Raw genomic sequence first — 15,548 nt, forward strand, 5'->3', positions numbered from 1 at the left:
ATATTATATAATTTTCTCAATAAATAATTTTATTATTATTCCATTTACCTGATTTAATGTAGATTATACACATTACAAGTGATGCGAATGTTGCAAGAGGAGAAGCAAATCCAATTTCATATAGAGTCATACCTACTATTTTACTTAAAACAAAAGATAACGGTATACGAATGATAAATGTAGCAATTAAACTGTGAATCATTGGAAATAACGAATTACCACAACCACTAAAAAACGAGTTCATACAAAATACAAAGCATACCAAAATGCAATCGATGCTGTATGATTTAATATATAATGCAGCTGTTTCTATGACCGCTGTATCCCTAGAAAACAATGCTGTAAGCGATGTTGGATTCCATTGTGCATATGCATAACATATTATTCCTAATATTAATGAGCATCCCGTGCCTATATACAAACATTGTTTTGCTCTTTCCTTCTTTCCTGCCCCCATATTCTGAGCTGTCATTGCTGCAATTGCTGAAGCAAATGCAATCGTTGGAAGCATTGTAAATACAATTATTTTTTCGACAACACCTACAGATGCAGAAGCAGTAAGTCCCATTACATTAATAACTGCTGTGATTATTATAAAAGAAATATTAATTAAACCATCCTGTAATGCTATTGGTAATCCTAGCTTAAATACCTTCTTTGCTTTTCCTGCTTCAATCCTAATATGACTACGATGAAACTCAAAGTTAAAACCTATCTTTTTTATATACAGCACCCCAATTATGAAGCTTATAGCTTGAGCAGCTATAGTAGCAATTGCAGCTCCTGGAGCCCCCATATGGAACCCACCCACTAATATTAAATCTACCATAATATTAGTTACGCAAGCTACCGCAATAAAGAATAATGGTGCTTTTGAATTGCCTAGCCCTCGCAGAATACCACTCAACGCATTGTACCCTATAATAAATGGAATACCACAAGAACAGATAAAAATATATTGTTTTGTGTATTTAAATGCCTCTGTTGGCGTATTCATTAAATTTGTAATAGTACCTGTCATTACCACCATAATTACAGTCAACACAGCTGCTATTATACCAAATGTACAAATGATAGTTCCAACTGACTCTGCAATATCTTTATATTTTTTTGCACCCAAATAGTTGCCAATTAAAATAGTACCTCCAGTTGTTAATCCAAGGATAACGCTTGTGATTGTCTGCATAATCTGGCTTCCTGTTGCCACAGCAGAAACTTGCGCCGAATTATCAAACTGTCCAACAACCAACAAATCAGCTGCACCATAGAGTGCTTGCAACAAGCTTGCTAATAGAAACGGAAATGCAAATTTTAAAAGCGTTGGGATAACCTTACCCTCTGTTAAAGTGTTCTCTTGTTTCATAATAACCTTTCCTTCTGTTAAAATGTTCTGTTGTGTCATAATATGTGCCTCCTAAAATAAAAAAATGCTGGATAAGGCAGTTGGCTTTATCCAACCATCTTATCCAGCATATAATTATCTATATACCCTCCGATGAACAGTAGCAATCGTAACACATATGTTCAATATTGTCAAAAATAAAACAAAGACATTTTTACCTATTGACAATTGCTTTTACGAGTAATATACTAAGCAATAACAACTGAATACAACTTATCCAGAGCGGCAGAGGGACTGGCCCGATGATGCCCGACAACCAGCATTCTTAAGTGGAGTGCAATGGTGTCAATTCCATCAGATTATAAAATCTGAAAGATAAGGACGATAGCAAATTTTATAATACAATTTTATTGTTTATTAAAGTTAATCATGCTGCTTTCCTTATAGGAAAGCAGCTTTTTTTTATAAGATGCCTAATTACAAGGAGGATGCAAATGCCAATAAAAATACCTGACAATCTTCCAGCGTTTAAAACTTTAAATAAAGAGAACATTTTTACTATTACAGAAGACTGCGCATTTCACCAAGATATTCGGCCTTTAAAAATTGTGATTTTAAACCTTATGCCAACAAAAATCGATACTGAAACACAAATTTTAAGACTTCTTGGAAACTCTCCACTACAGATTGATATAGTTCTTCTTCACCCTGCAAGCCATGCATGTAAAAATATATCGCAGGAACATTTAATTAAATTTTATAACACTTTTGAAGAAATAAAGAACTCTAGATTTGATGGAATGATAATAACTGGCGCACCAATTGAAAGTATTCCCTTTGAAGAAGTGGATTACTGGGAGGAACTTAAAAAAATTATGGAATGGAGTATTCACAATGTATACTCTACCTTGCATATTTGTTGGGGTGCTCAAGCAGGGCTTCATTATCATTACGGAGTGCAAAAACATAAACTTGATAGTAAAGTATTTGGAGTGTTTAAACATAAAATAACAAAGCAAAACGTTAAACTTTTGAGTGGATTTGACGATGAATTTTATGTTCCACATTCAAGACATACTGAAATAAGAAAAGTTGATATTGATAAGATAGATGAGCTTGAAATTTTATCAGAATCTGAGGAATCAGGCATTTACATTGTATCAGCAAAAAAGGGAAGACAAATTTTTATAACCGGGCATTCAGAGTATGATCCATTAACATTAAAAAATGAATATGACAGGGATATAGCAAACGGCTTAAATATAAATGTCCCCAAAAATTATTATCCAAAAGACGATCCATTAAAAATACCTATCGTAAAATGGAGAGGTCACTCAAGTTTGCTTTTTTTAAACTGGTTAAATTATTATGTTTATCAGGAGACACCTTACAATTTGGTGTACCTAGAATAATACATATAAAAGTTGGGCCCCTAGTAACTTAGGGACCCAACTCTAAATATTGAACTTTATTAAAATTTAATCTGTATTAGAAATACGTTTCTTAAATTCTTCCATGTCATGGAATGAACTTATATATACCCTATGTAAGGAAAGTATACCATCCTCTTTGGAAGACCATCTGCCGTCAGTACTAAAAGCCATTGTATACCCTGCTTCTCGTACAGCCTCAATTGAAGTTTTGCTGTATCCACCATAAGGGTAGGAAAAGAATTTTATTTGTTTATTTAATATTTTTTCCAAATCTTTTTTAGATTTAACTAAAGTTTCTAGTTGCTTATCCTTAGGCATCTCTTTTAAATTTTCATGCTTTACGGTATGACTCCCTATTTCCACTCCATATTTTTCCATTTCCACAAGCTGTTTCGAAGTCATATAGTTAGGACTTTTATCAATACTACCAGTAATAACAAAAATTGTTGCTTTAAAATTATACTTTTTCAAAACAGGGAACATATCCGTATAATTATCTTCATAACCATCATCAAAAGTAAGAACTATGGATTTTTCAGGTATTGGTATATCCTTAATAAGATATTCATATAAATTTGTAAGTGTAATAGTATAATAACCATTATCTTTTAAATATTTTAGTTGCTCCTCAAATCTTTTAACAGGAAGACGAATAGGATTATCTTTTTCGTAGTCAATTGAATGGTACATTAAAACTGGAACACTCTTTCCTGAAGCCTTCATAACAGCAGTCTTGTCAAAAGCGGGTATCGAAGAGGTTTGAGCGGGTTCAGCCGGTTTAATGGGTTCAACTGCAGTTGCTGGTTTAACTGGGGCAGTTTTTTTTATTGTAGCAGTCTTCGATCTTGAACACCCCGAAAGAGACATTAAAATAACGAGTGTAAATATTAAAATTATTTTTTTTCTCATAATAACCTCCTTGTATGTATTTTTTCGGAAACACATATTATTTTTTAATCTTCATCATCTAATACAAAACCCCTTAATAATAAATTCCCTGAGTATTTTGTAACCCTAATGCTAAATTGATCACCTTACATTTATTAACTTTATACCATCCAGATTATAAAATCAATCTTTTCCGGTATTTTCTTTATTTTATTATTTTCTTTTAATTCATAAATATCTAAAACAGGTTGTAAAATATAATATACTTCTATATAATTAAATTATAATAATAATATATGTGCTAGGGGTGCCTAATGGCTGAGATATGAATATTTAATTCATTGACCCTTATACCTGATCTGGATAATACCAGCGGAGGAAAGCGGTTATGATGTATAAGTACATTAACTATATTCCTTTTTTGAATATAGTTTTTTTGTTTTTGCCATAATACTTCTGTAGCACAATACATGGAGGCTATAAAAATGACTTTTACCGAAAGAATCGCTGAAATTACAAAAACCCCCATTGCTCTTTTTGCACTATTAGGAGTTTTGTTATTAATCTATGCAGTTTTGAAAGTTAGGAAAATTAAATTTACTACGCAGATGATAACTTTAGTTGGTATATCTCTTGCATTATCTACTGTATTGCAGTTTATTACAATTATAAAATTACCACAAGGTGGTAGCATTACTGCTGGGAGCATGGTTCCAATCATACTTATATCCTTATTTTATGGTCCTGAAGTTGGGTTTTTAACAGGTTTTTTATTTGGAATTATTAATTTTTTAGTAGCACCCTTCGCACTCCATCCAGTGCAAGTACTATTTGATTATCCGCTTCCTTTTATGGCCATTGGAATAGTTGGTTACTTTAGATCACGTAATACTAAGGTCATACTTATTGGCGTAGTCGTAGCAATGCTAGCTAGATTTACATGCCATTTTATTTCTGGAGTAGTGTTCTTCGGAAGCTATGCTCCAAAAGGAACCTCTGTTTATTTATACTCCCTTTTATATAACGGTTCATACCTAAGTGTGGAAACCATTATTACCTGTGTAATTATTGGGCTTCTACCTTTAAAACGATTATCAAAGTTAGCTATAACCAAAGCTCTAAATTAACTCGAAATATATCTACTACCTACTTCACGTTTTTCTTCAACCAAAAGTTATACTAATACATTATTCTGTTCATCATGAAGTTTACTGTATTATATTTAATGCTACGTAATATTAATATTACGTAGCATTAAATATAATAACTTAGAAATTACTATCAATCATCTCTTAACTCTAGCCCACTAAAATGGGCAATTCTGTTAGATTACGTTTTAATCATTCTTTTAGATGAAAGAATACCCATAATACATAAACCAATTATAAAATAAAAAATATAATTATAATTCGCAAGGATATCCATTAGAAGTCCAGAAGCCAACACCCCGATAATGGCTCCTATACCATATGCCGTAAACACAACACCATAATTCTCACTATAATGTTTCGTTCCATACATATCAAGAGTTGAAGTAGGCGCTATAGCTAACCATCCTCCAAGATTAAACCAAAATATCGAAAACGCTATACTAAATAATACTAAACTGCCTTCATTTGCCACTAGCATTAATAATGCTGCGATAATAATTAGTGCGTAAGAAATTAGCATGGCGGTTTTAGACGAGTACTTATCCGTAATCAAGCCAAATATAGGTCTACCTATTCCATTAAAAACTGCAAATACGATCATTAATAAAGCTACTGTTTTTGGGGATAGCTTAATGAGTTCTACACCAACGTTACTTGTCATTCCAATTAACATTAGTCCAATCATTGATCCAATCATAAAATTTACATATAACCCTTTAAAGTTTTTTGATTTAATCATTTTAGCAGTATTCGTACCATTCATATGAATTTTTGTGCTTGCAGTTGTTTCAAGACTTTTACTTTCCACATCAGACGGATATCTAAATGGATACGAAAGCAAAGGTATTATTACCCCAAAAGATACACCTAATATTAGGAAAGCTTTTGTTATTCCATAACTTTCTATTAAATTTCTTGCAAGTGGAGCTGTTATAAGTGGTGACAACCCAAATCCTATTAATACAATGCCTACTACTAAGCCTTTTTTTTCTGGAAACCATTTTGCTACTACCGTCATCGGAGCTCCATATGCTATGCCTACGCCAGCGCCAATTATTACCCCATATGTTATAGTTAAAATATATATATTTGGTGCATATGCAGATAATATCCATCCTAATGCTACAAGAAGTGCACCCATAGAAACAACCATTCTTGGACTGTATTTCTCTAAATATTTTCCAGTTATAAACATAAAAAATGAATAAGCTGCTAAAGAAACCATGTAAGGAAAGCCACTTTGAGTAGATCCTATATTAAAAGCCTTTTCAATTGGAATCCTAAAAACACTCCATGAGTATACAGTGCCTAAGCACATCATAATTATAATTCCCAAAATCACATATATCCACCTTTGCTTAAATTTCATATTATCATCCCCTTCGTTTTTTATAATACTCCTTTAAAATTAAAATCAATAAAAAAGCCAATAACAAAAACTCCTCACTCAGAGTTATTGTTATTGGCTTACCCCTTGACTGGTCATTGACCCTTCAGTGCGTCTTCCATGATTATTTTATTAATCGTTCTTCAATATCTTGGTCTACAATTATAGCTATAATTTTTTCACCTGTTTTGGTACTCACATCAGAATAAGTACTTACTATATTAACATCAATTATAGATTTTATAGTTTCTTCCAAATTTTCTCTTGCATTCTCAAACAAAGCAATATTCAGTCTTTTAATTAAATCGACGCCTTCCTTGCTTCGAGCCAAGCTTTTTTCTGATTTACTTAAAAATCCTTTAAGTCTTACTATTATTAAATCTTGAAATATGATTGTCCGAATTTTTTCTGGGCCTCTACCCATGTGTTCAATCTCAAATTTACTAATTGCTTCGCTTAATTTCGCTTCAATTTGTCCTTTTGTCATTGAGCTCCTCCATAAATCATCATAAATAGAATCAGAGTCTTGATATAATAAATAATTTTAGCATATCAATTGATAATTGTAAATAATAATATTTAAGGTTGTAGTTTGTTGTAGATTGCAATATAAAATGTCCGAAATTTTCAAGAAAAATATAATGTTAAGTTGTAATGGTTTTCTGTTCCATCATATTGGCAGATAAACCGTTGAAAATCCTTCTTGGATAATTGTTGATCCAGTGCTGTATTCGCATAATTTGTTTTTTAGAGAATGCTGAAATATCCACACCTTTTGGGATAAATCGTCGTATCATTTTATTGATATTTTCGTTTGTGCCTCGCTCCCATGAACTATATGGGTGAGCATAATACACTTTAGTTCTCTTTCGTTTATTTCTTACTGAGTTCTCAATACCCTCGAAATCAAGGTTCTCACAGCCGTTATCACAGGTGATTGTTTTAAATGTTTTCGAGAATAACATTCCCATTTTACGCTCCAATTTGTCCAATTCTTTCACGACAGCCGCCTGTGATTTAGATGGTATTTTAAAGACTAACTCCTTACGAGTTACTCTTTCACTTAACACCATCAAGACAGTTTTTGTACCCTGTTTGCCAACTACAGTGTCCATTTCCCAGTGGCCTATCTCATCACGTGCAGCTACCGCTGCAGGTCTCTCCGATATGCTAGTTCCTTTGGTATTGTTATACGCTGATCTTATTTTTTTATAGTTTCTCTTTTTAGCATTCTTTTTAACAGGCAGATCTTTGTTACTTATATTTAAAAACAAATTATTATCCAAATAGTTATACACAGTTTTGAAGCAAATAGTTGTTTCAAATTGTAGATCTTTATTTGTGATATTTTGAATAGCTGCATACGGAGATTCGCCATCTATACCAATAGCTTTTTCTAAGTACTTCACCAATTTATGATCTTTTCCTATTTTTAATGCAGGACCTTTAGCGGTACCTTGTTTGTCATGCTCTGACTGCCCAATTTCTGCGCTATATTCCATGCGAGTGGTTAAGTCACTATTCAATAGTTCTACAATTCCTTTAGCAATTTCACGCCTTATTGTACGTTCTGAACGCCCACCTATTTGCTCCGCAATACGAGTTGAATTAAGTCCCATTTTGTGTAAAGCTTCTAACTTTATGCGTTCCTCGTATGTTATGTGTTTACCTTTTCTGCTCTGTGTGATAAAATCTAATTGACTCATTTGAAATCCTCCCGTATATGTTGGTTTAGTCACTTAACATTATACAAGAGTATTTCTCTTGAGTCTTTATTTTTTGTTACTCTTCGGTCATTTCATTATACAACTTACCAGGTTGTAGTTTGTTACTTTATCATCCTTTGCTAAAATTCAAATTTCCTAATCAAATTTATTTCCGCTCTAACAGGCGGTTTAGAATCACTTTTGCCTCGCACGTTCACTTTATCTTCGCAAATATTCAGTTCTCTTGCTATAATAGCCTTAACTCTAGGTTTACAAAAATTCCCTTGGCAAGTTCCCATTCCTGCTCTTGTACGTCTTTTAATCGCATCTATAGAGTTAATTGGTATATTTCTATGAAGCGCATCTATAATCTCTGCCTCTGTAACCTGCTCACATCTGCATATAATATTTTTTGATTTATCTTCATGATTAACTTCTCCATCAAAACTATTATCTTTTTTTACTATTATTCCTTTTCTATAAGGATTAAAATTATTATTCTTCACAAGATTCATTCCTGAATTCTTAAGTATTTCTACCACCATCTCAGCAATTGCTGGCGATGATGTAAGCCCCGGAGAATCTATCCCAGCCACATTAATAAATCTTTTAACTCTGCTTTCCTCAATGATAAAATCCCCCGTACTGCTACTAGCTCTTATCCCTGAAAAAGTAGTTAATGCGCCTCTCACATTAAAATCAGGTATGGACTTTCTAGCCGCCATAATGACATCTTTTAAAGTTTCAGCGGTAGTTGACACATCATCTCCATTACTCACTTCTTCTGCATTAGGTCCTATCATAAAATTGCCATGATATGTGGTAGTTACTAATATCCCTTTCCCTTTATCTGTAGGCACTTGAAAAATAACAGTATTCACAAGGTGCCCTTGATCTTTTCCCATTAAAATATATTGGCCTCTCTTTGGTGTTATTTTAAAATCATCGATCCCTACCATGTTAGATATATTATCACTATGCAAACCCGCAGCATTTATAATATATCTTGCTTTAATATCCTCCTTGTTAGTATGTACAATAAACTTATCTTCTAATTTTTCTATAGATATTACTTCATTTTCAAGCTTAAGTTCAACGCCATTAGTTATAGCATTTTCTACTAACGCAATTGTAAATTCATAAGGAGACGCTACCCCTACGCTTTTAGCATATAGTGCTACCTTTACTTCACTATTTAAGTGTGGCTCTATTCCTTTTAGTCTCGCTCCTCTTATCACCTCTAAATCATTACAGTCTAATTTTAGACCATTTTCATAAAGCTCAGTAATTTTTTTCTCGTCACCTTCATTAAATCCAATCACTAAAGCTCCTGTTTGTCTGTATCCAAAATTTAATTCTTCCTCAAGACTTCTATACATTTTGTTTCCTTTTCCGCATAATCGTCCTTTTAATGTACCGTACTTTGCAGCATATCCACCATGAACTATTCCACTATTTGCTTTTGATGCTTTCGTTGCAACGTCATCTTCTTTTTCTAAAACGCCTATTTTTAGATTATATCTTGAAAGTTCCCTTGCTATCGCTGCACCTACTACTCCTGCTCCTATAATAATTACATCATACATAAATATCACCCCTCAACATATTATTAATATTTAAAACCTTTTAATATTTAATCTTTGTTAATATCTATTATAATATAATTATTTACATTATAATAGATATTTTCAATAAAATCGTTTTCTTATTTATTAGTTTTCGCCGTGTATGTTGTTTATAAAAATAAATGCGATGTAATTTTATAGTTGCTGAGCTATTAAATAAATTTTACTTAATGCGAGAACGTAAAAAGCATGTGTCAATTACTTTGACACACACCTTTACTGTATTTTATGATTATGGTTATGTTTAAATGTTAATTTGTAATATCAGAAACGGAAATCTCGCTTCCCTTCCTTAAGTTCTTTTAAATGCTCTATTGCAATTGTACGAACCTTTTCATTTTTTATATTAGGAATCTCATTTTCAATTACCATCTCGCCCTTTTTTTTGGTATCAAGTGAAGCATAATCCTCCAAATATTCTTTAAGTGTCATTAGTGCGTTCGGCTGACAGCAGTTTCCAATTTGACCTGATTTCACAAGACTCATGAAACGATCACCTGTACGCCCTTCTCTATAACAGGCGGTGCAAAAGCTTGGAATATACCCAAATTCCAAAAGCCAGTTTACAATTTCATCCAATTTACGAGTGTCAGTTACTTCAAATTGCTTCGAGTTATCTTCTTCCGTTTCTGTCTGCGCATATCCGCCAACGCTGGTGCATGAGCCTCCGCTTACCTGAGATATACCCAGTTCCAAGACACGCTCACGTGTTATTTTCGATTCACGGGTTGATACAATCATGCCAGTGTATGGAACAGCGATACGAATAATAGCCACAATTTTTTCGAACATCTCATCCGAGATTGAATTTGAAAACGTATTTGGGTCAATATCATCAGCAGGGCATATTCGAGGAACACTAATTGTATGTGGACCCACACCCATGGCTGCCTCTAAATGCTCTGCATGCATGAGTAGTCCAACAAAGTCATAACGGTACATATTTAAACCGAATAAAACTCCGATCCCCACATCATCAATACCAGCCTCCATGGCACGATCCATAGCCTGCGTATGATATTCATAGTTGTGCTTTGGTCCTGTTGGGTGCAACTCCTCATAATTTTTTTTGTTATACGTTTCCTGGAAAAGTATGTAGGTACCGATGCCCGCATCCTTAAGTTTCTTATATTCTTCCACTGTAGTTGCAGCAATATTGACATTGACACGGCGGATATCTCCATTTTTATGCTTAATACTATAAATGGTCTTTATACTTTCAAGGATATATTCAATTGGATTGTTCACAGGGTCTTCTCCTGATTCTAAAGCCAATCGCTTGTGTCCCATATCCTGAAGTGCTTTGACCTCTTGTGCTATTTCTTCTTGCGTAAGTTTTTTACGGGATATTGTTTTATTTTTAGCGTGATATGGACAATACACACAACCATTTACGCAATAGTTCGAAAGATATAGTGGAGCAAAAATAACAATACGATTGCCATAAAACTTCTGCTTAATCTCTTTTGCCAGTTTGAACATTTTTTCTTTTTCATCTTCCAAATCACATTCGAGAAGTACTGCAGCCTCCCTGTGTGTTAGACCCTTACAGTCTTTTGCACGTTCTATCAGGCTATCAATTAGCTCACGATTTCTTTTGTTTTCTCGAGCATAAGAAATGGTAGATAGAATTTCACCGTCATCAATAAACTCAGTTGCATTTTTAGACTTATTATCATACATAGCATAAACCCCTTTTTAATATTTATTATTTATAAATGGTCAAACCCTTATAGACCTTGATTTAATCATTCGTTTACTGCTTTGCTATAGGTGGCGCCTTGGAATAAATCGTTTTGGTGTTTACATTTGGTAGCATTCCAAGCTTACCTGACAGGGCGCTGATAACATCATTCGGCGCATCCACAACGATACTTATTACCGAAATATGGCGTTTCAGATAGGGTACTCCCATTCTTCCTACTATGTATTCTCTATATTCGTGGAGAATAGAGTTAAGCTTTGGAGCAGCATCTGTGTTTTCAACGATAATTCCAATTAGAGCAATTCTTGTTTCCATTGGCAACCTCCTTTCTTTTAAACAATAAAAAAAACCCCTGCACCCGAAAAGGCACAAGGATAGTACGTCGAAACCAAAGGTACAACCAATAAAGATATGTTCTTTGGAACATTCCAACTATTCTCTCGCCTTCTCATTCGGGACGAACCCTCGTGCATTCAGAACGATAACTTTGTTAATTTAAAATCAATCTAACCGTACCACTCCTGATAGTAAAAAGCAATACAACAATTTATTTACTTATTTTTAACTGCCCATCTGATTCCTTTTTCAATATATTCATTCCAAAAATCCCACGTATGGCTGCCAGGACTTTCTACATATGTTACATCTATATTTTCTGAAATTAAAAAATCACGGTATTTATGATTTACCTCTAACAAAAAATCGTTTGTACCGCACGCCATATATATTTTAGGAATTAGAGCATTTTTCTTCTTCAACTTAATAATAAGTGCCTCTGGGTCTTTATCACTATCCAAAAGTTGATTCAGATCACCAAATACTCTAGTATAAAATTTATAGTCACGAACTTCGTCCTTAAAATCACTAGAAGCTCCAGCAATATTGTATGTAACTATAGCAGAAGATAATGCAATGATACGGCTAAAATTGTCAGAATATTTTAATCCATTTCGAATTGCTCCATATCCACCCATAGACAACCCACCTATAAATGTATCTTCCCTTTTCCTTGATAACGGAAATATCATGCGTGTAAATTCCACTAAATCATTTCCAACGAACTCACCAAACAATTCGCCTTTATCAACATCGTCTAAATAAAAATTATTTTCTCCAGAGGGCATAAACACTGCGATATTGTGTCTTAAAGATAGTTCCTCAATTTTACTACTACAAACCCAATCAGTGTAATTTCCAGCTAACCCATGCAAGAGATACAGCGCTTTCATTGGTTTTTTCTTAATTATTTCTTCCTCCTGTATTTCTATTGTATCAATTGGTATAAGAGCATTGAAAGTAACATCTCTTTTTAAGGCTTTTGAAGCAAAGTTCACTTGTAAAAATGCCATTTTTTATCCCCTCCTCTAAAGTATTTTTAGTATTAGTATAATACTATATACACTATATTTCGAATAGTTTAAAATAGAGGAATGAATGTAATGACGTTTTCCTCTACTTTTTTATCTTAAGCGTAATAATGAAAGTCTACCACTAATTCAGTATGACAGTCCCTCTATTTTTATTTAGTATTTTTACTAAATAAAAATATAAAAACTGGTATTTGTGCAATTATAATCATTATCAATGGTATCATCATTGATAAATTATACTTTAATGATAAAAGTATTATTAAAAATGCAGCTAATAATATGAAAGACTGCATTACGATGTAGCTTACAAGTTTCATTTTCTTAGTCATAAATCCTCCTTAAAAACTTAATTTAGTGAAAGAGCAGACTAATTATAATTTATCCTTAACTTTGTTAAATCTAAGCGCCATTTTTCTATCGGTACGTATTGTTGGATATAGTAATAAAATCCTACCAAACGTAACTATAGATTCAAGCAAAGAATCGATTCAAAAAAATCCAAATACAGACATAAAAACTATTATATATCCAAGCGATGCATATAACGCATCTTAATCCTCCTCCTGTTTTAAATCCAATTTCAAGATTTCTTACATACTCTGTTTCTAACTTTTCTAAGGCTTTCCTTCAGCCACAACGACGATAAAACCACTAAAGTATATTTAACTATACTTCAGCAGTTTTCCCACAGCTATCACCAAGTTTTTTTGTAGGTACCAACAAATCTACATCTGTTAATCTTTTTTTATAAAACAATACCGTAAAAAAGGAGTCGTAGTCGCATTCTTCACCTTGCTACAAATTATTTTCTTTACAATTAAAATACAAATAAAAATTTTCACCTAAAATATCTTTAACTTTTGTATATCTAAGTCCTATTTTTCTATCAGTACATATTGTTGGATATAGTAATAAAATTCCAATCAATATAACCGCAGATTCAAGCAAAGTACCTATTCCAAAAAATCCAAATGCAGATATAAGAACTAATATATATCCAAGAGATGCATACAAAGCGTCTCTAACAAAAATTCTCTTTGCTAAAGATTTATCTAAATAAAATAAATCACACTTTTTATAATTAGCTATCAATGAAATATAAAGTTTCTTCTTTGGCAACAATCAAGCGAGATATCCGTATGGCCAAAGTAAAACAAAAAAATTTGTTTCATTTAGGAGCTATTATTTTTAGCATAGAAAGCTGTATTTTACAGACTTTTCTCACAGCCTCCTAATTTCTTCATAATATCTTCTAACAAATTTTTATAGTTACTACATTTTGAAAGTATTTGTCCCGCATCACAAATATATTCCTTGTATTTTTTATCAAAACCAGTACCGTCACTAAATAATCCTCTTAAACTTTCGTTTATCATGGCAAAATATTTAAATGTATTATAATTATTTAAGGTTAAAAACTTATCAAAACTTTTATAATTATCTAATTTAAGTTCATATTTTGTTAAAGAGTATTCATGCAGAAGGAATTTATAAGCAACTTTTATAATTTTAGCATCAAACATTATATTTCCTTTTGAAGACTTAAAGTAATAATTAAAAATCCATTCTTTAAATTTAATACACTGAATACTTAAATTCTCTCCATTTATTATCTTTTGATCAATAATTCTGTTTATTAGTGCTACGACCATATTATTATATTCACACTTGGACAAAATTTTGTCCACAAACAGCTCAGATTCTTCAACTATAAAATTATTAATTGGATATTCAGATGAGAATTGAATAGAAAACATTAATATAACAAACTCAGGCTTTCTTTTGAGTAAATCAATTAAACAATAGTCACCATATACACTAATGCTGCTATAAAATATAGTTATAAAAATTGACCAATTTACAATTAATAAAATCATACAAATCACAGTAAATTTATTTTCTATTATAAACAGGGATGAAATGAGAATAATTACAAATGTAAATATCGGTCCCCCATATAATATCTTTATATATTGGTTTGTATATGACAAGAGACTTTTTTTATCATTAATCTCATCATTAATTTCTGGTAAAATGAATCCCCCGCTGATAAGTGGACCTGATAATCTGAATCTAAAAATCTTTCTTTTTTTATCATTCATATATATGATTGGCCCTACAACAAATAATTTCAACTTTATACATACTAATTTACTCATTAAATAATGACCTAATTCATGCATAAAAATTGAAACAAAGTAGATTAAAATTCCCACAATAAAATACATTACCATTCTATTCAACATGTAATCATTTTTTAAATTCACTTTACCTAAAACTATGTTATATAAATTGGTTTTATACGCACCCTTCATTAAGATTATTAGTATAATAACATTAATTATTATTTTAGTGAATCTGAATTTTCTATGAAATATATTATTATTTATGTAATTAATTGATTCCCCCCCCCAAAAATTAAATAATACTAAAATTGAAATCTATTAACTATAGTTACTATTTAGTCACAAACCAAATTAGCTCCATTTGTCTAAATTATTTGAGCTAAAGTTACTTAATTTGGGCATTCAGATGAGAGACATTATTTCTCTCTTAAATCAAGATGTTAATCACCTACATCCTTGGCAACCACCTTTAGTTATTAGCCTGATTATCTTTTTCTCATAAAGCAGACCACCTCTTAACATAAAAGCATATACACTTTAAATCACAACTGCTCCCTAAGTGTTCTACATCATTCTCCTTTATCATTATGATACCAATGCCAACTAACATTAAATATAGTACTCGGTAGCAATATTATTAAAAATCCAGTAAAATTATATAAATTATAAGTACTAATAATAAGACCACATACAAATACTATTATAGACACTATCACATAATATTCTTTATCTAGTTTCATACCCATCCACCCTAAGTCACCTTCCATTCCTGCCACAGTAATAACTACTCTATCACGGTGTATGCCTTCTGTTTG

15 protein-coding genes and 2 riboswitches are annotated in these 15,548 nt (G+C 32.1%); of the genes, 2 read left to right on the top strand and 13 right to left on the bottom strand.

The window, feature by feature from the left end; translation table 11 throughout:
• Window positions 1–16: 16 nt before the first annotated feature.
• Window positions 17–1,402, bottom strand: a complete 1,386-nt coding sequence (locus ACWJJ2_RS10220; protein ID WP_253198189.1) for an MATE family efflux transporter — start codon at window positions 1,400–1,402, stop codon at window positions 17–19.
• A 210-nt stretch (window positions 1,403–1,612) separates the two neighbouring features.
• A riboswitch (SAM riboswitch) is annotated at window positions 1,613–1,724 on the top strand.
• A 112-nt stretch (window positions 1,725–1,836) separates the two neighbouring features.
• Here ACWJJ2_RS10220 and metA point away from each other — a divergent pair.
• Window positions 1,837–2,754 (top strand): homoserine O-acetyltransferase MetA, encoded by a 918-nt coding sequence (gene metA / locus ACWJJ2_RS10225; protein WP_216303185.1) that lies wholly within the window; start codon window positions 1,837–1,839, stop codon window positions 2,752–2,754.
• Window positions 2,755–2,820: 66 nt separating this feature from the next.
• Here the strand turns inward: metA and ACWJJ2_RS10230 are convergent, their stop codons facing one another.
• The gene (locus ACWJJ2_RS10230; protein ID WP_216303186.1) at window positions 2,821–3,684 is read right to left on the bottom strand and encodes a polysaccharide deacetylase family protein; all 864 of its coding nucleotides are present in this window, start codon (window positions 3,682–3,684) and stop codon (window positions 2,821–2,823) included.
• Between the two features lie 272 nt (window positions 3,685–3,956).
• Window positions 3,957–4,061, top strand: a riboswitch (TPP riboswitch).
• Window positions 4,062–4,148: 87 nt separating this feature from the next.
• Here ACWJJ2_RS10230 and thiT point away from each other — a divergent pair.
• Complete coding sequence (gene thiT / locus ACWJJ2_RS10235) at window positions 4,149–4,790, top strand: energy-coupled thiamine transporter ThiT (protein WP_216303187.1); 642 nt, start codon at window positions 4,149–4,151, stop codon at window positions 4,788–4,790.
• 202 nt (window positions 4,791–4,992) lie between these two features.
• On the opposite strand, the gene ACWJJ2_RS10240 is transcribed toward thiT, so the two are convergent.
• The 11 genes from ACWJJ2_RS10240 to ACWJJ2_RS10290 form a co-directional block, all read right to left on the bottom strand.
• Window positions 4,993–6,183 carry an L-lactate MFS transporter gene (locus ACWJJ2_RS10240; protein ID WP_216303188.1) on the bottom strand — a complete coding sequence of 397 codons (1,191 nt, stop codon included), beginning with the start codon at window positions 6,181–6,183 and terminating at the stop codon, window positions 4,993–4,995.
• A 142-nt stretch (window positions 6,184–6,325) separates the two neighbouring features.
• Window positions 6,326–6,688, bottom strand: a complete 363-nt coding sequence (locus ACWJJ2_RS10245) for a Na-translocating system protein MpsC family protein (RefSeq protein WP_216303189.1) — start codon at window positions 6,686–6,688, stop codon at window positions 6,326–6,328.
• Between the two features lie 157 nt (window positions 6,689–6,845).
• Window positions 6,846–7,907, bottom strand: coding sequence for an IS30 family transposase (locus tag ACWJJ2_RS10250; RefSeq protein ID WP_462953225.1), 1,062 nt, complete (start codon window positions 7,905–7,907; stop codon window positions 6,846–6,848).
• A 140-nt stretch (window positions 7,908–8,047) separates the two neighbouring features.
• Window positions 8,048–9,493, bottom strand: a complete 1,446-nt coding sequence (locus ACWJJ2_RS10255; protein WP_462953226.1) for an FAD-dependent oxidoreductase — start codon at window positions 9,491–9,493, stop codon at window positions 8,048–8,050.
• Between the two features lie 303 nt (window positions 9,494–9,796).
• Window positions 9,797–11,215 carry a [FeFe] hydrogenase H-cluster radical SAM maturase HydG gene (gene hydG, locus ACWJJ2_RS10260; protein ID WP_220286755.1) on the bottom strand — a complete coding sequence of 473 codons (1,419 nt, stop codon included), beginning with the start codon at window positions 11,213–11,215 and terminating at the stop codon, window positions 9,797–9,799.
• Between the two features lie 73 nt (window positions 11,216–11,288).
• The gene (locus ACWJJ2_RS10265) at window positions 11,289–11,552 is read right to left on the bottom strand and encodes a TM1266 family iron-only hydrogenase system putative regulator (RefSeq protein ID WP_216303192.1); all 264 of its coding nucleotides are present in this window, start codon (window positions 11,550–11,552) and stop codon (window positions 11,289–11,291) included.
• 236 nt (window positions 11,553–11,788) lie between these two features.
• Window positions 11,789–12,586: an alpha/beta hydrolase gene (locus ACWJJ2_RS10270; RefSeq protein ID WP_216303193.1), complete on the bottom strand. Its 798-nt coding sequence runs from the start codon at window positions 12,584–12,586 to the stop codon at window positions 11,789–11,791.
• 170 nt (window positions 12,587–12,756) lie between these two features.
• Window positions 12,757–12,936, bottom strand: a complete 180-nt coding sequence (locus ACWJJ2_RS10275) for a hypothetical protein (RefSeq protein WP_216303194.1) — start codon at window positions 12,934–12,936, stop codon at window positions 12,757–12,759.
• Between the two features lie 466 nt (window positions 12,937–13,402).
• A complete protein-coding gene (locus tag ACWJJ2_RS10280) occupies window positions 13,403–13,726 on the bottom strand; it encodes a hypothetical protein (protein ID WP_216303195.1) in 324 nt (107 codons plus the stop codon).
• Window positions 13,727–13,815: 89 nt separating this feature from the next.
• Entirely contained in the window at window positions 13,816–14,922 is a 1,107-nt protein-coding gene (locus ACWJJ2_RS10285) for a M50 family metallopeptidase (protein ID WP_268064018.1), read from the bottom strand.
• A gap of 380 nt (window positions 14,923–15,302) precedes the next feature.
• On the bottom strand, window positions 15,303–15,509 hold the full coding sequence (locus ACWJJ2_RS10290) for a hypothetical protein (RefSeq protein ID WP_216303197.1): 207 nt from the start codon (window positions 15,507–15,509) through the stop codon (window positions 15,303–15,305).
• Window positions 15,510–15,548: the final 39 nt, after the last annotated feature.

Source organism: Clostridium sp. CM039 (assembly GCF_055081075.1).

Coding starts and splice junctions, on each gene's coding strand:
- ACWJJ2_RS10265 (WP_216303192.1), bottom strand. CDS start 11,552: ATGGAAACAAGAATTGCTCTAATTGGAATTATCGTTGAAAACACAGAT.
- ACWJJ2_RS10240 (WP_216303188.1), bottom strand. CDS start 6,183: ATGAAATTTAAGCAAAGGTGGATATATGTGATTTTGGGAATTATAATT.
- ACWJJ2_RS10220 (WP_253198189.1), bottom strand. CDS start 1,402: ATGACACAACAGAACATTTTAACAGAAGGAAAGGTTATTATGAAACAA.
- ACWJJ2_RS10255 (WP_462953226.1), bottom strand. CDS start 9,493: ATGTATGATGTAATTATTATAGGAGCAGGAGTAGTAGGTGCAGCGATA.
- ACWJJ2_RS10285 (WP_268064018.1), bottom strand. CDS start 14,922: ATGAAGGGTGCGTATAAAACCAATTTATATAACATAGTTTTAGGTAAA.
- ACWJJ2_RS10270 (WP_216303193.1), bottom strand. CDS start 12,586: ATGGCATTTTTACAAGTGAACTTTGCTTCAAAAGCCTTAAAAAGAGAT.
- ACWJJ2_RS10230 (WP_216303186.1), bottom strand. CDS start 3,684: ATGAGAAAAAAAATAATTTTAATATTTACACTCGTTATTTTAATGTCT.
- ACWJJ2_RS10275 (WP_216303194.1), bottom strand. CDS start 12,936: ATGACTAAGAAAATGAAACTTGTAAGCTACATCGTAATGCAGTCTTTC.
- ACWJJ2_RS10245 (WP_216303189.1), bottom strand. CDS start 6,688: ATGACAAAAGGACAAATTGAAGCGAAATTAAGCGAAGCAATTAGTAAA.
- hydG (WP_220286755.1), bottom strand. CDS start 11,215: ATGTATGATAATAAGTCTAAAAATGCAACTGAGTTTATTGATGACGGT.
- thiT (WP_216303187.1), top strand. CDS start 4,149: ATGACTTTTACCGAAAGAATCGCTGAAATTACAAAAACCCCCATTGCT.
- ACWJJ2_RS10250 (WP_462953225.1), bottom strand. CDS start 7,907: ATGAGTCAATTAGATTTTATCACACAGAGCAGAAAAGGTAAACACATA.
- metA (WP_216303185.1), top strand. CDS start 1,837: ATGCCAATAAAAATACCTGACAATCTTCCAGCGTTTAAAACTTTAAAT.